Genomic DNA, 17,756 nt, shown 5'->3' with positions numbered 1-17,756 from the left:
GGGACCGGTGCGTTTTACTTTTTGCAGTGCGAAAAAAATGTCTCGCTGTGAGGAACCAGTTCCGGCCTCGGCGCTTATCTCCTTCGGATCGGAGAAACGTCGATGCTGGTCGAGCGTGGGCTTCAGGCGCTGAACGTGGAACTTGTGAGCGAAGCCTACGCGATTGCCGCCAACTACCTTCGCCGCTCCGGCGCGATCCCAGATTCCCTCGTCACCGACGAGCGCCTGCTCGGGATCATCGTCAAGCTGCTCCAGCAGGGCGAATTCAACAAGATCAGGCTCGCCAACAAGGCGATCACCGGGTTTGAGATGCAGTCCGAGGCTCGAGCGGTTGCCTGATCAAAACTCCCAAAATTCGAGAGAACCAGAGGGTGCCATGGAAGCCGCCATCGACCGCATCATGCAGACCTATGACCTGCTCGCCAACCGCACCGCGGCGGCAAGCGAGGAGGCACGGGCCAAGGTCACGAACTATCTCACTACCTTGATGGAGGCCGGCGAGAAGGACCCCCACCGCTTGACGGTCTGCGGCCTGACTTATCTGCGGCAGCTCGACGGCAGCGTGGACCCCGTGAAAGCGGGGTATACCGGGCTTTAAAACCGCGCCGGCTTGGGCCGCCGGCCGTTGGGCGAGGTGCGGTCCAAAGTGGTTCTGTCCGGACATTCGCGGAAGGCGCGGTTCTATGAAACCGCTCCAATGCCGAGAACCTCCAATCCCCACCATATCTTGCACAAATCTCAGGCCGGACCCGCAAATGCTTGGCCGGGAGCGGGCAATGTGGTAGATCGCGCATGCTTCCGACCGCCACACCAGACCCGCCCGTAGCCCGCCAAAAGGCTGCGGCGGTGGAGATATTCGCAAGATGACCTCAGCCAAAACCGCTTCCGCGCCCGATTCGTTTTTCACCGCCTCGCTCGAGCAGGCCGACCCGGACATCGCCGCCGCCATCAAGGGCGAGCTCGGCCGGCAGCGCCATGAGGTCGAGCTGATCGCCTCCGAGAACATCGTCAGCCGGGCCGTGCTGGAAGCGCAGGGTTCGGTGATGACCAACAAATATGCGGAAGGCTATCCGGGCGCGCGCTACTACGGCGGTTGTGAGTGGGTCGACGTCGCCGAGAACCTTGCGATCGATCGCGCCAAGAAGCTGTTCGGCGCCAACTTTGCCAACGTGCAACCGAACTCCGGCAGCCAGATGAATCAGGCGGTGTTCCTGGCGCTGCTCCAGCCGGGCGACACCTTCATGGGTCTTGATCTTGCGGCCGGCGGCCATCTCACCCACGGCTCGCCCGTCAACATGAGCGGCAAGTGGTTCAAGGCCGCGCACTACACCGTGCGCCGCGAGGACCAGATCATCGACATGGACGCGGTCGCCAAGCAGGCCGAAGAGGTCAAGCCGAAGCTGATCGTCGCGGGCGGCTCGGCCTATTCTCGCGCCTGGGACTTCAAGCGTTTCCGCGAGATCGCCGATAGCGTCGGCGCGTATCTGCTGGTCGACATGGCTCACTTCGCCGGCCTCGTCGCCGGCGGCGTGCACGCCTCGCCGGTGCCCTATGCCCACGTCACCACCACCACGACGCACAAATCGCTGCGCGGTCCGCGTGGCGGCCTGATGCTCTGGAACGACGAGACGCTGACAAAGAAGCTAAACGGGGCGATTTTCCCGGGCCTGCAGGGAGGTCCCCTGATGCATGTGATCGCGGCGAAGGCGGTCGCCTTCGGCGAAGCGCTGCGTCCGGACTTCAAGGTCTACGCCAAGAACGTCGTCGAGAATGCCAAGGCGCTGGCCGAGGCGATGAAGAGCCATGGGTTCGATATTGTCTCGGGCGGCACCGACAACCATCTGATGCTCGTTGACCTCAGGCCGAAGGGCCTGAAGGGCAACGTCTCGGAGAAGGCGCTGGTCCGCGCCGCCATCACCTGCAACAAGAACGGGATTCCGTTCGATCCCGAAAAGCCGTTCGTCACCTCCGGCCTCCGCCTCGGCACTCCGGCCGCGACCACCCGCGGTTTCGGTGTCGCCGAATTCCAGCAGGTCGGCGGCATGATCGCCGAAGTGCTCAACGCGATCGCACAATCCGACGACGGCAAGGCGCCGCTCGTGGAAGCGGCGATCAAGGAACGGGTCAAGGCGCTCACCGACCGGTTCCCGATCTACCAGTAAGGTCAAGGTACACGGATGCGCTGCCCGAACTGCAACAGTCTCGATACGCAGGTAAAGGACTCGCGTCCGACCGAGGATTCGTCCGTCATCCGCAGGCGGCGCGTGTGCGTCGCCTGCAATTTCCGCTTCACCACCTTCGAGCGCGTGCAGCTGCGCGAGCTCACGGTGATCAAGCGCAACGGCCGCCGCGTGCCGTTCGACCGCGACAAGCTGATGCGCTCGGTGCAGATCTCGCTGCGCAAGCGGCAGGTCGAGCCGGAGCGGGTGGAGAAGATGGTCTCCACCATCGTGCGCGAGCTCGAGACCGGCGGTGAGGCGGAGATCTCCTCCGAGGTGATCGGCGAGACCGTGATGGAGCATCTGCGCACGCTCGACGACGTCGCCTATGTACGCTTTGCTTCCGTCTACCGCAATTTCCGCGAGGCCAAGGATTTCGCCGACGTGCTCGGCGAGCTCTCCGGTGAGGAGGAAGCGCGGCTCGCCGCGATCCGCAAATGATCTTCCGCCTCCTGGAAGATCAGTTCGCGCAGAAGGCCCGTGAGGCCAAGGATGCGGATCTCCGCTTCATGCAGCTTGCGCTGGCGCTTGGGCGTCGCGGGCAGGGCCGCACCTGGCCTAATCCGGCGGTTGGCGCGGTCATCGTCAAGGACGGCGTGATCGTCGGTCGCGGCTGGACACAGCCTGGCGGGCGGCCGCATGGCGAGCCCGAAGCCTTGCGGCGGGCAGGCGAAGCGGCGCGCGGCGCCACGCTCTATGTCACACTGGAGCCGTGCTCGCATTTCGGCAAGTCGCCGCCTTGCGCCGATGCGGTGATCGCCGCCGGGATCGAGCGGGTCGTAGCGCCGATCGAGGATCCCAATCCTGAAGTCGCCGGCCAGGGTCATGCGCGCTTGCGGGCAGCCGGCATCGCAGTAGACGTCGGTCTGTGCGCGGCAGAGGCTGCGTTCGATCACGCCGGGCATTTCCGTCGCATCCGGGACAAGCGTCCTCACGTGATCCTGAAGCTTGCGGTCTCGCCTGACGACAAGATCGGCGCGGCCGGCGGCAAGCCGGTCGCGATCACCGGCGAGGCGGTGCGCAATCGCGTGCATCTCTTGCGCGCTCAGAGCGATGCCATCCTGGTCGGCATCGGCACGGTGCTGGCGGACGATCCGATGCTCACCTGCCGCCTGCCGGGCATGGGGGCGCGCTCGCCGGTGCGGGTCGTGCTCGATCAGAACCTGCGCATTCCCGGCGCGAGCAAGCTTGTCCGCACTGCGCGAGAAACACCGCTCTGGGTGGTGAGTTCTGAACTCGCCGAAGCCGCAGCCGCCACACGGCTTGGCGCGGCCGGTGCGCAAATGTTGCGTGTGCCGTCGGTCGGTGCATCAGGACTCGATCTCACGGCCGTGCTGCGTGCGCTGGCCGAGAAAGGCATCACGCGGCTGATGGTCGAAGGCGGCAGCCGTGTCGCCGCGTCCTTCGTCGCGGCCGACCTCGTCGACGAAATCTGGCTGTTCCGCGGCACGGAAGAGGTGGGCTCTGGCGGCGTCGATGCGCTCGATGCATTGCCCCTGTCGAAAATCACGCAGTCGCGGGCCTACAAGGTTCATGCTAGCGAGACATTCGACAAGGATACTCTCACCGTTTACGAGCGCTCGTAATGTTCACTGGCATTGTCACCGATATTGGCGAGATCGTCAGTTTCACGCCGACGGCGCAGGGGCAGCTGCACCGTCTGCGCATCGCCTGCAATTATGATCGCGCCACCATCGCCGATGGCGCCTCGATCGCCTGCAACGGCGTCTGCCTCACCGTGGTCGCCTCCGGCGTTCAAGCGGACAAGACGTGGTTCGAGGTCGATGCCGCCGCCGAGACGCTGGCGCTGACGACCGCAAAACACTGGAAGGTCGGCACACGGCTGAACCTCGAGCGGGCGCTGAAGATCGGCGACGAGCTCGGCGGTCATATTGTCGCCGGCCATGCCGACGGTGTCGCGACGCTTCTCAGCCGCGAGGACCTGCCCGAGATGGCGCGGTTCGAGCTCTCGACGACGCGCGAGCTGGCGCGCTTCATCGCCACCAAGGGCTCGATCACGCTCGACGGCGTCTCGCTGACCGTCAATACAGTGAAGGACGTGACCTTTTCGGTGCTTATCATCCCGCACACGCTGACGGTGACGACGATCGGCGGCTGGAAAGCGGGGGACGAGGTCAATATCGAGGTCGATCTGATGGCTCGCTACGCGGCGCGGCTGACGGAAATGACGGCGTAGCCGTCATTCCGGGGCGATGCGTAAGCATCGAACCCGGAATCTCGAGATTCCGGGTTCGGCTCTTCGAGCCGCCCGGAATGACCATGTCTTTAGAACTTGGCTTACCTGCTTCCGGCGACTACATAGCGCCGACCCTTTCGAAACGGATTGAACGATGGCAGACGCGCGGCGCGCACCCCTGAAAGACCAGACCGACATTTCCGGCGCCCGCGCGCTGATTGTCGAAGCGCGGTTCTATGACGATCTCCAGGACGCGCTTCTCGACGGCGCAATCGCCGAGCTGAAGGCGGCCGGCCTGACGCATGAGGTCATCACGGTTCCCGGCGCGCTGGAAATTCCGGCGGCGGTCGCCATCGCGGTCGACGCGGCTGCGGCGAACGGCAAGCCCTATGACGCAGTGATCGCGCTCGGCTGCGTCATCCGCGGCGACACCATTCATTTCGAGATCGTCTCGCAGGAATCCTCGCGCGCGCTGATGGATCTTGCCGTGGCGCGAAAGCTGCCGCTCGGCAACGGCATTCTCACCGTCAACACCGAAGCGCAGGCCTGGGCGCGGGCACGCGCCAGCGAGCTCAACAAAGGCGGCGATGCCGCACGTGCCGCGCTTGTGATGCTGCGCATCAAACGCCGTCTGGCGCAGGCCTGAGCCATGGCCGACAACAACAAAAAGCCGGCGGGTGCTCCGGAGAAGAAGGCGAACCGCCGCGGCGCGGCGCGGCTCGCCGCCGTCCAGGCGCTCTACCAGATGGACATCGCCGGTGCGGGCATCAACGACATTTTTGCGGAGTTCGAGAGCCACTGGCTCGGCAACGAGGTCGAGGGCGATACGTACCTTCCGGCGGAGGCCGCCTTCTTCCGCGACGTCGTTTCCGGCGTCGTGCGCGACCAGAAGAAGCTCGATCCGCTGATCGACGAGGCGCTGTCGAAGGGGTGGCCCCTGAAGCGGATCGAGGCGATCCTGCGTGCAGTGCTGCGGGCCGGGGCCTATGAGCTCCAGCACCGCAAGGACGTCCCGGGCCGCGTCGTGGTCTCTGAATATGTCGACGTCGCCAACGCTTTCGTCGACCGCGAGGAGACCGGCATGGTCAACGCAGTCCTCGACCAGATCGGCCGCCAGTTTCGCGGTGACGAGTTCGGGCGTGGGTAGCGATACCCTGGGGTGATGAAGTGATGCGGTATGATTGCCCCATACATCGCCATCATCACCCGCGAAGGCGGGTGATCCAATACGGCGGGGCCTATCGATGTCGCCCGAGCTCTCTGGAATACCGGATCGCCCAGTCGCTTTTTTGGAGACGCGCTTCGCGCCTTTGCCGGGGCGATGACAGAGAGGAGTGAGGCTGGCGCCGATGGCAGACACGCAAAATCTCTCTGGCGAAGACTCCCTCATCGCGCGCTATTTCAAGCCGCTGGCGATCGATCCCGGCGCGTTCGGCCTAGTCGACGATGCCGCGATCCTGAGATCGGCTGGCGAGGACATCGTCGTCACCACCGATGCGGTAGTGGAGGGCGTGCATTATCTTGCCGCTGATCCGCCTGACACCATCGCGCGCAAGGCGCTGCGGGTGAACCTGTCCGATCTCGCGGCCAAGGGCGCGGTCCCAGCCGGATTCGTGCTGACGCTGGCATTGCGCAACAGGGAGGATGCCTGGCTGCGGCCGTTTGCGGATGCGCTCGGCGAGGACGCCAAGAGCTTCGCGTGCCCGCTGCTCGGCGGCGATACGGTGTCGACGCCGGGACCGCAGATGATCTCGATCACTGCCTTCGGCCGCGTCCCGCAAGGACGAATGGTCGGTCGCATCGGCGCCCGGCCGGGCGACCGCATTCTGGTGACGGGGACGATCGGCGATGCCGCGCTCGGCCTCCACGTGCTCACCGGCGGCGCTGCGGCCGGCGCGCTGACATCCGATCCCGCCGCGCGGGATTTTCTGGTCTCGCGCTATCGCGTGCCGCGGCCGCGCAATGCGCTGGCGCAGGCCGTGCGCGATCACGCAAGCGCCGCGATGGATGTCTCCGACGGGCTCGCGGGCGATCTCGCCAAGCTTTGCGCAGCATCCGGTGTCTCGGCCACGGTCGACGTCGCGAACATACCGCTATCGGCTGCGGCAGCAGGCCTGGTCGCGCGCAAGGCTGTTGGCGTCGAGACGCTACTGGCCGGTGGCGACGATTACGAGGTGCTGTGCACCGTCCCGCCGGCGCAAAGCGATGCGCTGATCGCCTCGGGGCGGGCGGCTGGCCTTGCCGTCACGGCGATCGGCACGATTGTTGCGGGCCAAGAGCCGCCGCGCTTCCTTGATGGGCAGGGGCAGGAATTGACTTTGAAGCGCCTTTCGTACAGCCATTTCTAGGAATCGCTCCAAGCCAGCGCCAGACGCTCAGGGCCCGGCCTAAATACCTGCCGAGATCGGCTGTTTCGGCCTTATCCGGCGTTGCACCCTCAATTTGATTTTGGCAAGCTCGCAACCGACTGGGGCCGCCCCTTCGGGCAAGGGGCGGCTTTGTTCAAAATCAAGGCGCCGCACCGCACGACGGACAACAAAAGGCGCCGGGGGTACATCAAGGATCTGAGGCAAAAAATCACATGACAGCATTATGGTTGATAGTACTCTGCGGAGTGCTTTCCGTCGTCTACGCGATTTGGGCGACGTCTTCGGTGTTGAGCGCGGATGCGGGGTCGCCGCGCATGCAGGAGATCGCAGGAGCGGTGCGCGAAGGTGCACAGGCGTATCTGCGGCGCCAGTACACCACGATCGGTCTCGTCGGCATCGTCATCTTCGTGCTGCTTGCCTATTTCCTTGGGGTTTATGTCGCGATCGGTTTTGCCATCGGCGCCATCCTGTCGGGGGCGGCCGGCTTCATCGGCATGAACGTCTCGGTCCGCGCCAATGTGCGCACTGCTCAGGCCGCGACGACCTCGCTCGCGGGCGGCCTGGAGCTCGCCTTCAAAGCAGGCGCCATCACTGGCCTTCTGGTCGCCGGTCTCGCCCTGCTGGGCGTCACACTCTATTTCGCCTTCCTGGTCCACTCGCTTAAGCTCGCGCCCGACAGCCGTCTCGTCGTCGACGCCCTGGTGGCGCTCGGCTTCGGCGCCTCGCTGATCTCGATCTTCGCCCGTCTTGGCGGCGGTATCTTCACCAAGGGGGCGGACGTCGGCGGCGACCTCGTCGGCAAGGTCGAGGCCGGCATCCCCGAGGATGACCCGCGCAACCCCGCCACGATCGCCGACAATGTCGGCGACAATGTCGGCGACTGTGCCGGCATGGCCGCTGACCTGTTCGAGACCTATGCGGTGACCGCCGTCGCCACCATGGTCCTGGCGGCGATCTTCTTCGCCAAGACGCCGATCCTCGCCAACATGATGACGCTGCCGCTCGCGATCGGCGGCATCTGCATCATCACCTCGATCATCGGCACCTTCTTCGTGAAGCTCGGGCCGAGCCAGTCGATCATGGGCGCGCTCTACAAGGGCCTGATCGCGACCGGCATCCTGTCCCTGATAGGCATCGCGCTGGTGATCTACTACTTGATCGGCTTCGGCAAGCTCGACGGCGTCGACTACACCGGCACAGCTCTGTTCGAATGCGGCGTGGTCGGCCTCGTCGTCACGGCGCTGATCATCTGGATCACCGAATACTACACCGGCACCGACTATCGACCGGTGAAGTCGATTGCCCAGGCTTCGGTGACCGGTCACGGCACCAACGTGATCCAGGGCCTCGCCGTCTCGATGGAAGCGACCGCGCTGCCCGCGATCGTCATCATCGCCGGCATCCTGGTCACCTACAGCCTCGCTGGGCTGTTCGGCATCGCGATCGCGACTGCCACCATGCTGGCGCTGGCCGGCATGATCGTCGCGCTCGACGCATTCGGTCCGGTCACCGACAATGCCGGTGGCATTGCCGAGATGGCGGGCCTGCCGAAGGAGGTGCGCAAGTCGACCGACGCGCTCGACGCGGTCGGCAACACCACCAAGGCGGTGACGAAGGGCTACGCGATCGGCTCGGCCGGACTCGGTGCGCTGGTGCTGTTCGCGGCCTACAACCAGGACCTCAAGTTCTTCGTTGCCGACTCCGCGCGCCATCCCTACTTCGCAGGCGTCAATCCGGACTTCTCGCTCAACAATCCCTACGTGGTGGTGGGCCTGTTGTTCGGCGGCCTCTTGCCGTATCTGTTCGGCGCGATGGGCATGACGGCCGTCGGCCGTGCTGCCGGCGCGATCGTGGAAGAGGTGCGCCGTCAGTTCCGCGAGAAGCCCGGCATCATGCAGGGCACTGACAAACCGGACTACGGCAAGGCGGTGGATCTGCTCACGAAAGCGGCGATCAAGGAGATGATCATCCCCTCGCTGCTGCCGGTGCTGTCGCCCATTGTCGTCTACTTCCTGATCTACGCGATCGCGGGTGGAGGTGCGGCCGGCAAGTCAGCGGCGTTCTCGGCGGTGGGCGCGATGCTGCTCGGCGTAATCGTGACGGGCCTGTTCGTCGCGATCTCCATGACCTCGGGCGGCGGCGCCTGGGACAACGCCAAGAAGTACATCGAGGACGGCCATTTCGGCGGCAAAGGTAGTGATGCCCACAAGTCGGCGGTGACCGGCGACACCGTCGGCGATCCCTACAAGGACACCGCCGGCCCCGCGGTGAACCCGATGATCAAGATCACGAACATCGTGGCCTTGCTGCTGCTGGCGATCTTGGCGCATTGAGCGGCGGAAGTGGAACGAGACAAAACCCCGCGGCGCGAGCCGCGGGGTTTTCTTTCTCATTGTCATTCCGGGGCGGTCCGCAGACCGAACCCGGAATCTCGAGATTCCGGGTTCGGCTCGTTGGAGCCGCCCCGGAATGACGCTGTGCGTTACTGCACGTCCATCTGCAGGCCTTCCTTCTGGATGATCGCGGCGAACTTCTTTGTCTCGGCATCCACGAAGGCGGCGAAGTGCTGCGGCGTGCCGTAGTCGGCGCGGGCGCCCATGGCGGCGATCTGCTTCTTGATGTCGTCGCGCTCCAGCATCGCCTTCACTTGGAGATTGAGCGCTTCGAGCACGGGCGCGGGGACGCCCTTCGGCAGGAAGACGGCGAACCAGGAGGACACGTCGAAGTTCGCCAGCTCCGGCGCGCTCTCGCGCATGGTCGGCAGATTCGGCGCGAGCTCGCTACGCTCGGTCGTGGTGACGCAGAGGCCGTTGAGCGTGCCGTTCTGCACCTGCGGCAGGCTCGGATAGAGATTGTCGAACAGGATCTGGATGTCGCCCGCGAGCGCGGCCTGGAGTGCGGGGCCGGCGCCGCGGAACGGGATGTGGGTCATCTTCAACCCGGTGAGCTGAAGGAACCAGGCGCCGGTGAGGTGAGGGCTCTGGCCGACGCCTGAGGAGGCGTAGCTGAGCTTGTCCGGATTGGCCTTCAGGTACGCGATCAGCTCGGGAATCGATGTGATGCCGGTCTTCGGATGCGCCGAGACGATGTTCGGAATCCGGATCATGTTGGAGACCGGCTGGAGCTGCTCCGGCTTGTAGGTGAGGTTCTTGAAAATGCTGTAGGCGATCGCGTTCGGCCCCGGATTGCCGATCAGGATGGTGTGACCATCGGGCTTGGCGCGGACCACCTCGGCTGTGCCAATGGTGCCGCCACCGCCCGAGCGGTTCTCCACGACCGCCGACTGGCCCCAGGCAGTCTGCAGATGCGCGGCGAGGAGCCTGCCCATGACGTCGGTCGAGCCGCCAGCCGCCGCCGGCACGATGAGGCGAACGTTCTCGGTGGGCTTCCAGTCGGCCAGGCTCGATCGCGGCAGGATTGCTGCGGCCGAGAGGCCGGCAGCGCCAGCGAGCACACGACGACGGGACAAAAAAGTCTTGGGCACGAGTCCACTCCCTGCTTCTCGTTTTGCAGCGAGCGTAGGGAACCCGACGTGCGACGGCAAGTCGCACGAAACGGCACGACGCCGCAGGCTCGAGCCCATTCCGGTGCAATCGGAACGGGCTCCAGATTCTTCATGCGTTTTCTTTACGCGAACCGGTATCCACTTGGCTCGAAAACGCCCTAAGAGCTCAGTTAAAGCTGAGCAGCTTGAACAGCGGGGTGAGGTAGCTCATCTCCTGACCCGAGGTCGCCGTGGTGCGGCTGATGAAGTCGAAGATCTTGCCGTCCTGAAGGCCGTAATTCGCCAGCCGGCGCACGCGCCGGTTCTTGTCGAAATAGATCGCGATCACGCGTTGGTCGACCACCTTCTGGTTCATGAAGGCGACGGGACGCTCGGAGCGCTGGGAGATGTAGTAGAACACCTCGCCGTCCAGGGTCGCGACGGTGGAGGGCGTGCCCATCACGATCAGCACCTGGTCCTGGCTCGCGCCAATCGGAATCTGCTCCAGTGCCCCAGGCGGCAGGATGTAGCCCTTCTGGAACTGCTCGCCGGTGCAACCCGCAAGCGCCGCGCTGACCAGGGTCGCGGCCGCGACTATGCGCAGGCCGCGCCAACATGCGTGAAGGCCGCGCCGCTGACTTGCGCGCTGGCTGGTCTGGTTCGTTATCGTCATTGCGGAACTGATTCCGTCCCCTTGCGTCGCGCGAGGCGCTGAAGTACCGGGCGGAGGCTCTGAATGCAACACGCGCGCGCCTGCTTGCGGAAACCACAATGCTTTGGCCGTTCAATCACTTCAGGAAACCCCGGCTAGCCCCGCGGGGCACCATCGAGGCCATCTATGGCATGATCGTGACGCAGGCGCGAGAACCCATATTTTACCGTGACTTGGGCGTGCCGGACACGGTTAACGGGCGTTTCGACCTGTTGCTGCTGCATCTTTGGCTGCTGCTGCGCCGCCTGCGCACGGTCCAGGGCGCCACCGAGCTGTCGCAGGCGCTGTTCGACCGCTTCTGCGAGGACATGGACGACAATCTCCGCGAGATGGGGGTGGGCGACCAGACCGTGCCGAAGCGGATGCGGGCTTTTGGCGAGGCCTTCTATGGCCGCGTCCAGGCCTATGACCAGGCCATGGAGGGCGGCGGCGAGGCGCTGGCATCGGCGATCTGCAAGAATATCTTGAACGGGACCGGCATCGATCAGGCGCAGAGGCTCGCGGCTTATGCCCGGGCCACAGAAGCCGATCTCGGCCGGACCGACGAGGCCGCGCTCTTGCGCGCGTCCTTCAAGTTTCCCCCAGCCCTCCCAGAGGATGTCACGCCATGAGCCGACCGACGACCGGATCCGAGCCCGATCCCTGGCGGGCGCCCGTCATCGTGGCGCAGGTCCCTGACACCGGCCTGCATCGCGTACTCGAGGCCTCGGCGGCCGAACGGCAGGCCATGGCCGAGCTCGCGGGCCTGCGGGAGATCCTGTCCGCTCATGCCAGCTTCGATGTGGTGCCGAGAAGCGGCGGGCGGATCCAGGTCACGGGGCTGGTCCGCGGCCGGATCGGCCAGACCTGCGTCGTCACGCTCGATCCGATCGAGACCGAGATCGAGGAGGAGGTGGACCTGATGTTCGCTCCCGAAGCCGAGGCGCGCCGGCTGGCCGACCTGATCGAGGAGGGACAGGACGACGAGGCGCTGCCTGCGGTCGCCGACCCGCCGGAGGCGATCGTCAATGGCATCATCGACCTTGGGCGTCTCGCCACTGACGCGCTGTTTCTGGCAATCGATCCCTATCCGCGCAAGGAGGGGGCCGTGTTCGAGGCGGACGTCACCGCCCTCGATCCCGAGGACCATCCCTTCGCAGCCCTGAAGGCCCTGCAGGACAGGAAAAAGGGCAAATAGCTTGGATTTGCGGCGGGACCGCTTCGGACCGGACACGAACCGTTTGCCGCGCTGGTTTGAAGAACGGTTTCATCCGTTTGATTTCAATGCGTTTCCGCCCTGATTTGTCGGTGCGCTCGCGGATCGTCCTGAATGCAAAAGGCTGGGGGCAAGAGGTTGTTTCGGGGGTACAAAACGCTATTGTCGCGGCCCGGTCCGGGTGCGGCGTGGCGCTCGGCCAACCGCCATGTCCGTGGCGAACCCATTTTGCGGCCCGCTAGCTTAAGACCGCACGAGACCAGTTCCAGGACTTTCATGCCAAGCAAGATTCGCATCGCGCTGGACGCCATGGGAGGCGATGTCGGCCCCGCCGTGGTCATTCCCGGCGCTGCCATCTCGCTTGGCAGGCACCGCGACAGCGAATTCCTGCTGGTCGGGGACCGCGCCAAGATCGAGCCCGAGCTCGAAAAGCACTCCGCGCTCAAGGCCGCCTCGAAGATCATCCATACCGACGTCGCGGTCAGCATGGAGGACAAGCCGAGCCAGGCGTTGCGGCGCGGCCGCAAAACCTCCTCGATGTGGCTCGCGATCGATGCCGTGAAGAAGGGCGAGGCGGATGTTGCGATCTCCGCCGGCAACACCGGCGCGCTGATGGCGATGGCGCGTTTCCACCTACGCACGCTGCCGGGCATCGACCGCCCGGCGATCACCGGGATATGGCCAACTAAGCGTGGCCAGTCCGTCGTGCTCGACCTCGGTGCGACCATCGGCGGCGACGCCCACCATTTGGTGTCGCTCGCGCTCATGGGCGCGGCCATGGCGAGCGTGCTGTTCGACAAGACGCGGCCCACGGTCGGGCTGCTCAACATCGGCGCCGAGGAGATCAAGGGCCACGAGGAGATCCGCGAGGCTAGCGAGATCCTGCGTGCGAGGAACCTGCCGGAGCTCGACTATATCGGCTTCGTCGAGGGCGACGGCATCGGCAAGGGGCTGGCCGACGTCATCGTGACCGAAGGTTTTAGCGGCAACATCGCGCTCAAGGCCGCCGAGGGAACCGCACGGCAGATGGCGGAATTACTCCGTAACGAGATGCAGCGGAGCTGGCTGTCCAAGCTCGGCTATCTGTTTGCGCGCAGCGCTTTTCAGGCCCTGCGCGACAAGATGGACCCAAACAAGTCGAATGGCGGCGTGTTCCTGGGACTGAAGGGACTAGTGGTCAAGAGCCATGGCGGAATCAGCGCCGAAGGCTTTGCCTATGCGATCGATGTTGGCTATGAGATGGCTCACTACGATCTCCTGAACAAGATCAATCAGATGCTCAACCGCGAGGGTGGTGCACTCAGTTCCGTGCAGGCCGCGCAGGAGGCTGTTTCGTGACGAAAATTCGTTCGGTCGTGCTCGGCTGCGGCTCTTATCTGCCGGAGCAGGTGGTGACCAACGCCCAATTGGCGGCCCGCATCGACACCTCCGACGAGTGGATCGTACAGCGCACCGGCATCCGTGAACGGCACATCGCGGCTGAGGGCGAGTTCACCTCGCACTTGGCGCTGCGGGCGGCGCAGGCTGCGCTGAGCGATGCGGGGGTGGACGCGCAATCGATCGAGCTGATCGTGCTGGCGACCTCGACGCCGGATAATACGTTTCCCGCAACCGCGGTCGCCGTGCAGCACGGGCTCGGCATCAACCATGGCGCGGCGTTCGACCTCCAGGCGGTCTGCTCCGGTTTCGTGTTCGCGCTGGCCACCGCCGACAATTTCCTGCGCACCGGCGCCTATAAGCGCGCGCTGGTGATCGGCGCCGAGACCTTCTCGCGCATCCTCGACTGGAACGACCGCGGCACCTGCGTACTGTTCGGCGACGGCGCCGGCGCTGTCGTGCTGGAGGCGCAGGAGCAGCCGGGCACCGCCGCGACCGACCGCGGCATCGTGACCACTCATCTGCGCTCCGATGGCCGCCACAAGGCAAAGCTGTTCGTCGACGGCGGGCCGTCCTCGACACAGACCGTCGGCCATCTGCGTATGGAGGGCCGCGAGGTCTTCAAGCATGCGGTGGGCATGATCACGGACGTGATCGTCGATGCCTTCCAGGCGACCGGGCTCAATGCCGACAGCATCGACTGGTTCGTGCCGCACCAGGCCAACAAGCGAATCATCGACGCCTCCGCGCACAAGTTGCATATCGCGCCGGAGAAGGTGGTGCTGACCGTGGACCGTCACGGCAACACCTCGGCGGCTTCGATTCCCTTGGCGCTGTCGGTGGCACGCAGGGACGGCCGCATCAAGAAGGGCGACCTGGTTCTCCTGGAGGCCATGGGCGGCGGCTTCACCTGGGGCTCCGCGCTCGTGCGCTGGTAGCAACAGTCGATAAAATTTTGCCGGAATCAGCGCGATTATCGATGCGTCTGCATTGATGAGCGCTGTTGACCGTTGTATCGTAAGCTCCTAATTTCAGACAACAATTGTTCGCCGTGATGTGGGGCAGGGCGATGACCGATCAAAGCAAAACCGTAACGCGTGTCGATCTGTGCGAAGCCGTCTACCAGAAGGTGGGCCTGTCGCGCACGGAATCGTCCGCCTTCGTGGAACTCGTGCTCAAGGAGATCACCGACTGCCTTGAGAAGGGCGAGACGGTAAAATTGTCCTCGTTCGGCTCCTTCATGGTGCGCAAGAAGGGTCAGCGTATCGGCCGTAATCCGAAGACCGGCACCGAGGTGCCGATCTCGCCGCGCCGGGTGATGGTGTTCAAGCCGTCGGCGATCCTGAAGCAGCGGATCAACGCCCAGCACCGCACCAATGGCGACGCCAGCAAGGCTCAACCCGAGGCGTAATCGCCTTTCGGAAAGGATTGGCATTTGGACAAGGCGCCGGATGCGTTCCGAACCATCAGCGAAGTAGCGCAGGAACTCGACATTCCGCAGCACGTGCTGCGGTTCTGGGAGACGCGGTTCTCCCAGATCAAGCCAATGAAGCGCAGCGGCGGCCGCCGCTACTACCGCCCCGACGACGTCGACCTGCTCAAGGGCATCCGCCGCCTGCTCTACGGGGAGGGCTACACCATCCGCGGGGTGCAGCGGATCCTGAAAGAGCACGGCGTCAAATCGGTGCAGGGCCTCGCCGACAGCGCCGCCGCGGTCTCGTTCGGGGCCATCGAGGACGCCATCGGCGCGAGCTTGATGGAGCCCGACGACGAGGCACCGATCAGGGGCGTCACCGACAGCGACGATGACGATTACCAGGGCGACGAAGAGGAAGGCATCGACTTCCGCTTCGCCGAGATCGACGACGAGGACATCCTCACCACCTTCCGCAAGGGCGGCACTGCCGCCGCGCCGGCTGGCCCCAGCGCGCTGGACCGGGAGCGGCTAGGGCGGGCGCTCGCCGACCTCGTTGCCTGCCGTGAGATGCTGGATCAGGCGCTGAAGGACGGGTAGGGCCGTTCCGCCGGCTTTGCGGGCAGTTCCGGAATTTGAGCCGACACCAATTTGGTGCGGGCGCCTTGCACAAGGCGGCGATCCTAGCTAATGGAACGGCATTCGGAGCGTGGCGCAGCCCGGTTAGCGCACTAGTCTGGGAGACTAGGGGTCGGAGGTTCAAATCCTCTCGCTCCGACCATTTTCTCAACTCATCTGTCGGGTGGATTGACCGTCGGCGTGGAGTCTGCTCCCGCCCGTGACGGATGCGCGCGTCAGTCGTGGATGGCTGCTTCGGTGGTCGGGAAACAAAAACGCCGAAAACAACCCCATGCACAGTAGCGATGTCATTGGAGAATGACGGTTTTCCGAAGCGATTTGACAGCGGTGGAGAAGAGACTGCCAGGGTCACTTAAGTAGAGGGCCGGGGGTTATCGGATTTGCGCCATTCGGCGCTGCCGTCAGCCCGCAGAGTAAATGGTATACTGACGAGAATAATGGCGCAGTAGCGTCGGAGTTCTTTGAATTGCAGGCCATTTCGCTTCGACGCCGGTTGTGTGTTCACAACACCTCTGCACGAATCTGAGCCACGCCACGATCGGTAATCCCCAAGCTGCGCGCAGCGGCCAGCGAAAGGTCGAGGACACGACTGCGGACGAACGGACCGCGGTCATTGACTGTGACGATGACGCTTCGGCTGCCGTGAGTAACGCGCAACTTGGTGCCGAAGGGCAGGTGGCGGTGCGCCGCTGTTAGCCGATTACGATCAAACGATGAACCGCTTGCTGTCTTGCCTTTGGGATAAGAATAGTAGGAGGCTTTGCCGGAAATGACACGATGAGAAGATTGGGCTCCTAAACGATCTTTCGAGGGCTCTTCCGGAGTCAGAGGTTGCGCTTGCTGTGGGGTCGAAGGTTGCGATTGCGTTTCGTCCTTCTTTGTCTGGTCGAGCCCTTCAGGAACTGGCTCCGCGTGTGCTTTGGGAATGATGGACCACCTGTCGTCGAAGGTTTGCGCGACAGCAGGAGTCGAGCAGATCGCCATCCAAGCTGGGATTGTTGCAATCGCGATCATTCTACAAAGAACTTGCATGATCGGCCTCACGCATGAAACTGACGGACAATGCAAACTCATCGGCCTGTGTTCCTGCACCAGCATTTCTCGTGCAGACAAAGGTGAATGCATACCGCTGGTTCGATGCCTAGTTCCGAGAGTACTAAAGGCGCAGCGCAGCAAGCACTTGTCTCGCTGCGGCGCATCACGCCGTAGATCTGCGGCGAGGCACGAAATTGCCGCACCCAGCAGCCGCTGCTTGGCTTCTACTCGGAGAGTGCAGTCCTTCGATCTCGAAACTGCTCGAGCTTCGCAATTTGTGTTAGCTGCCACAACGGGGCATCGGGTTGAAGGCTTCAACGTCCTTTAGCTGGCCGGTACAGGGAATCTGCTCGGCGGGGACGCGGTACAGTTTCGGGTCGATGCGCGTGATCATTGTCACGGAGCGCGGCGGCTCAATGATGCTGGCGCTATCGAGCCCATGCGGAGGGAGAGGGGCGCGCCTTCCCGGGCGTTTCCTCGGCGTCGTAGTTCTACGGGCTTAAGCGTGGCCCTTGATCTCGTAGTGACCAGGCACGCATTTGTAGCGATCGAGGCGCCAGTTGGCGCGATAGATCGGATGCTCGCCCATCCATTTCGCAAGCGGGGCCTGTGCGCCGATCGCGCATTGCATCATCGACATCTCGGGCGTCATGTTGCTGTCGGTCACGATTTCCTCGACGCAACTGCCTGAGCTGGCTGCGCTGAGCCGGCAGAGCACGGCAACGACGGTCACGAACATTCCTGTCACCTCATCGGTTATTTCTGACCACGAAGAGGATGCAAGCGGAGTGCCAGAGCCTGTGACACGCAACAAATACGCTGGCCTGGGCCGACTTGCCCCAGCGTACGGAATCGATTTGACGATTCGGATTATAAAAAAATTCCCGCTAACACGAAGCCGGACAAATACGGGGCCGGCCTCAGCAATGGGCGGATTGTGGGCTATCGCATACGGCTTTTTGAGCGGCCTTGCGCGCACACCTCGTCCTTGAGACGATTGCTTCACGCGGTCTCCTCAGGATGAGGCTCGCTCAAACTGATGCCGCGCATTGTGTCCTCATCCTGAGGACCTGCTGAAAGCGCGCGTCTCGAAGGATGCGCCGCGGTGAGAGGTC

The 17,756-nt window shown here is 64.0% G+C and carries 20 protein-coding genes and 1 tRNA gene; 17 read left to right on the top strand and 4 right to left on the bottom strand.

Annotated elements, in window-relative coordinates:
• Window positions 1–102 precede the first annotated feature (102 nt).
• The 10 genes from IVB12_RS13685 to IVB12_RS13640 all read left to right on the top strand — a co-directional run bounded on the left by IVB12_RS13685 (window position 103) and on the right by IVB12_RS13640 (window position 9,118).
• Entirely contained in the window at window positions 103–339 is a 237-nt protein-coding gene (locus IVB12_RS13685; RefSeq protein ID WP_247299626.1) for a hypothetical protein, read from the top strand.
• A gap of 37 nt (window positions 340–376) precedes the next feature.
• Complete coding sequence (locus tag IVB12_RS13680) at window positions 377–598, top strand: hypothetical protein (RefSeq protein ID WP_028144414.1); 222 nt, start codon at window positions 377–379, stop codon at window positions 596–598.
• 265 nt (window positions 599–863) lie between these two features.
• On the top strand, window positions 864–2,162 hold the full coding sequence (gene glyA, locus IVB12_RS13675; protein ID WP_247277066.1) for a serine hydroxymethyltransferase: 1,299 nt from the start codon (window positions 864–866) through the stop codon (window positions 2,160–2,162).
• A gap of 15 nt (window positions 2,163–2,177) precedes the next feature.
• Window positions 2,178–2,660: a transcriptional regulator NrdR gene (gene nrdR, locus IVB12_RS13670; RefSeq protein ID WP_011087793.1), complete on the top strand. Its 483-nt coding sequence runs from the start codon at window positions 2,178–2,180 to the stop codon at window positions 2,658–2,660.
• The gene (gene ribD, locus IVB12_RS13665) at window positions 2,657–3,805 is read left to right on the top strand and encodes a bifunctional diaminohydroxyphosphoribosylaminopyrimidine deaminase/5-amino-6-(5-phosphoribosylamino)uracil reductase RibD (protein ID WP_247299623.1); all 1,149 of its coding nucleotides are present in this window, start codon (window positions 2,657–2,659) and stop codon (window positions 3,803–3,805) included. The genes nrdR and ribD overlap by 4 nt, the downstream gene beginning before the upstream one ends.
• A complete protein-coding gene (locus IVB12_RS13660) occupies window positions 3,805–4,416 on the top strand; it encodes a riboflavin synthase (protein ID WP_247299622.1) in 612 nt (203 codons plus the stop codon). Before ribD ends, IVB12_RS13660 begins: the two co-directional genes overlap by 1 nt.
• A 154-nt stretch (window positions 4,417–4,570) precedes the next feature.
• The gene (ribH, locus tag IVB12_RS13655; RefSeq protein ID WP_247299620.1) at window positions 4,571–5,062 is read left to right on the top strand and encodes a 6,7-dimethyl-8-ribityllumazine synthase; all 492 of its coding nucleotides are present in this window, start codon (window positions 4,571–4,573) and stop codon (window positions 5,060–5,062) included.
• A gap of 3 nt (window positions 5,063–5,065) precedes the next feature.
• Window positions 5,066–5,563, top strand: a complete 498-nt coding sequence (nusB, locus tag IVB12_RS13650; RefSeq protein ID WP_027548253.1) for a transcription antitermination factor NusB — start codon at window positions 5,066–5,068, stop codon at window positions 5,561–5,563.
• A gap of 202 nt (window positions 5,564–5,765) precedes the next feature.
• On the top strand, window positions 5,766–6,764 hold the full coding sequence (gene thiL / locus IVB12_RS13645) for a thiamine-phosphate kinase (RefSeq protein WP_247299618.1): 999 nt from the start codon (window positions 5,766–5,768) through the stop codon (window positions 6,762–6,764).
• A gap of 233 nt (window positions 6,765–6,997) precedes the next feature.
• Complete coding sequence (locus IVB12_RS13640) at window positions 6,998–9,118, top strand: sodium-translocating pyrophosphatase (protein ID WP_247299616.1); 2,121 nt, start codon at window positions 6,998–7,000, stop codon at window positions 9,116–9,118.
• 149 nt (window positions 9,119–9,267) lie between these two features.
• On the opposite strand, the gene IVB12_RS13635 is transcribed toward IVB12_RS13640, so the two are convergent.
• Window positions 9,268–10,269, bottom strand: coding sequence for a tripartite tricarboxylate transporter substrate binding protein (locus IVB12_RS13635; RefSeq protein WP_247299614.1), 1,002 nt, complete (start codon window positions 10,267–10,269; stop codon window positions 9,268–9,270).
• Window positions 10,270–10,456: 187 nt separating this feature from the next.
• Window positions 10,457–10,942 carry an outer membrane protein assembly factor BamE gene (locus tag IVB12_RS13630; protein ID WP_247299612.1) on the bottom strand — a complete coding sequence of 162 codons (486 nt, stop codon included), beginning with the start codon at window positions 10,940–10,942 and terminating at the stop codon, window positions 10,457–10,459.
• 98 nt (window positions 10,943–11,040) lie between these two features.
• Here IVB12_RS13630 and IVB12_RS13625 point away from each other — a divergent pair, with 98 nt between their 5' ends.
• From IVB12_RS13625 to IVB12_RS13595, 7 genes are all read left to right on the top strand, one after another.
• Complete coding sequence (locus IVB12_RS13625; protein ID WP_247299609.1) at window positions 11,041–11,592, top strand: ubiquinol-cytochrome C chaperone family protein; 552 nt, start codon at window positions 11,041–11,043, stop codon at window positions 11,590–11,592.
• On the top strand, window positions 11,589–12,158 hold the full coding sequence (locus IVB12_RS13620; RefSeq protein WP_247299607.1) for a DUF177 domain-containing protein: 570 nt from the start codon (window positions 11,589–11,591) through the stop codon (window positions 12,156–12,158). Before IVB12_RS13625 ends, IVB12_RS13620 begins: the two co-directional genes overlap by 4 nt.
• A 294-nt stretch (window positions 12,159–12,452) precedes the next feature.
• Window positions 12,453–13,514 carry a phosphate acyltransferase PlsX gene (gene plsX, locus IVB12_RS13615; protein ID WP_247299598.1) on the top strand — a complete coding sequence of 354 codons (1,062 nt, stop codon included), beginning with the start codon at window positions 12,453–12,455 and terminating at the stop codon, window positions 13,512–13,514.
• Entirely contained in the window at window positions 13,511–14,491 is a 981-nt protein-coding gene (locus IVB12_RS13610; RefSeq protein ID WP_247299596.1) for a beta-ketoacyl-ACP synthase III, read from the top strand. The genes plsX and IVB12_RS13610 overlap by 4 nt, the downstream gene beginning before the upstream one ends.
• 131 nt (window positions 14,492–14,622) lie before the next feature.
• Window positions 14,623–14,964, top strand: coding sequence for an integration host factor subunit alpha (locus tag IVB12_RS13605; protein WP_018456841.1), 342 nt, complete (start codon window positions 14,623–14,625; stop codon window positions 14,962–14,964).
• Between the two features lie 24 nt (window positions 14,965–14,988).
• Window positions 14,989–15,567 (top strand): MerR family transcriptional regulator, encoded by a 579-nt coding sequence (locus IVB12_RS13600; RefSeq protein ID WP_247299595.1) that lies wholly within the window; start codon window positions 14,989–14,991, stop codon window positions 15,565–15,567.
• Window positions 15,568–15,670: 103 nt separating this feature from the next.
• Window positions 15,671–15,748 (top strand) — tRNA-Pro (locus IVB12_RS13595).
• Between the two features lie 359 nt (window positions 15,749–16,107).
• On the opposite strand, the gene IVB12_RS13590 is transcribed toward IVB12_RS13595, so the two are convergent.
• A complete protein-coding gene (locus tag IVB12_RS13590; protein WP_247299593.1) occupies window positions 16,108–16,620 on the bottom strand; it encodes a septal ring lytic transglycosylase RlpA family protein in 513 nt (170 codons plus the stop codon).
• 520 nt (window positions 16,621–17,140) lie between these two features.
• Complete coding sequence (locus IVB12_RS13585; protein WP_247299591.1) at window positions 17,141–17,380, bottom strand: hypothetical protein; 240 nt, start codon at window positions 17,378–17,380, stop codon at window positions 17,141–17,143.
• Window positions 17,381–17,756 lie beyond the last annotated feature (376 nt).

It is taken from the genome of Bradyrhizobium sp. 179 (assembly GCF_023073535.1).
Taxonomy (GTDB): domain Bacteria; phylum Pseudomonadota; class Alphaproteobacteria; order Rhizobiales; family Xanthobacteraceae; genus Bradyrhizobium.
Note: the sequence above shows the minus strand (reverse complement) of the source record. Positions and strands in the feature narration are given on the sequence as shown.

Bases quoted from the DNA above. Each gene is read 5' to 3' on its own strand.
- IVB12_RS13685 (WP_247299626.1), top strand. From the start codon at position 103: ATGCTGGTCGAGCGTGGGCTTCAGGCGCTGAACGTGGAACTTGTGAGC.
- IVB12_RS13680 (WP_028144414.1), top strand. From the start codon at position 377: ATGGAAGCCGCCATCGACCGCATCATGCAGACCTATGACCTGCTCGCC.
- glyA (WP_247277066.1), top strand. From the start codon at position 864: ATGACCTCAGCCAAAACCGCTTCCGCGCCCGATTCGTTTTTCACCGCC.
- nrdR (WP_011087793.1), top strand. From the start codon at position 2,178: ATGCGCTGCCCGAACTGCAACAGTCTCGATACGCAGGTAAAGGACTCG.
- ribD (WP_247299623.1), top strand. From the start codon at position 2,657: ATGATCTTCCGCCTCCTGGAAGATCAGTTCGCGCAGAAGGCCCGTGAG.
- IVB12_RS13660 (WP_247299622.1), top strand. From the start codon at position 3,805: ATGTTCACTGGCATTGTCACCGATATTGGCGAGATCGTCAGTTTCACG.
- ribH (WP_247299620.1), top strand. From the start codon at position 4,571: ATGGCAGACGCGCGGCGCGCACCCCTGAAAGACCAGACCGACATTTCC.
- nusB (WP_027548253.1), top strand. From the start codon at position 5,066: ATGGCCGACAACAACAAAAAGCCGGCGGGTGCTCCGGAGAAGAAGGCG.
- thiL (WP_247299618.1), top strand. From the start codon at position 5,766: ATGGCAGACACGCAAAATCTCTCTGGCGAAGACTCCCTCATCGCGCGC.
- IVB12_RS13640 (WP_247299616.1), top strand. From the start codon at position 6,998: ATGACAGCATTATGGTTGATAGTACTCTGCGGAGTGCTTTCCGTCGTC.
- IVB12_RS13630 (WP_247299612.1), bottom strand. From the start codon at position 10,942: ATGACGATAACGAACCAGACCAGCCAGCGCGCAAGTCAGCGGCGCGGC.
- IVB12_RS13625 (WP_247299609.1), top strand. From the start codon at position 11,041: ATGCTTTGGCCGTTCAATCACTTCAGGAAACCCCGGCTAGCCCCGCGG.
- IVB12_RS13620 (WP_247299607.1), top strand. From the start codon at position 11,589: ATGAGCCGACCGACGACCGGATCCGAGCCCGATCCCTGGCGGGCGCCC.
- plsX (WP_247299598.1), top strand. From the start codon at position 12,453: ATGCCAAGCAAGATTCGCATCGCGCTGGACGCCATGGGAGGCGATGTC.
- IVB12_RS13605 (WP_018456841.1), top strand. From the start codon at position 14,623: ATGACCGATCAAAGCAAAACCGTAACGCGTGTCGATCTGTGCGAAGCC.
- IVB12_RS13590 (WP_247299593.1), bottom strand. From the start codon at position 16,620: ATGATCGCGATTGCAACAATCCCAGCTTGGATGGCGATCTGCTCGACT.
- IVB12_RS13585 (WP_247299591.1), bottom strand. From the start codon at position 17,380: ATGTTCGTGACCGTCGTTGCCGTGCTCTGCCGGCTCAGCGCAGCCAGC.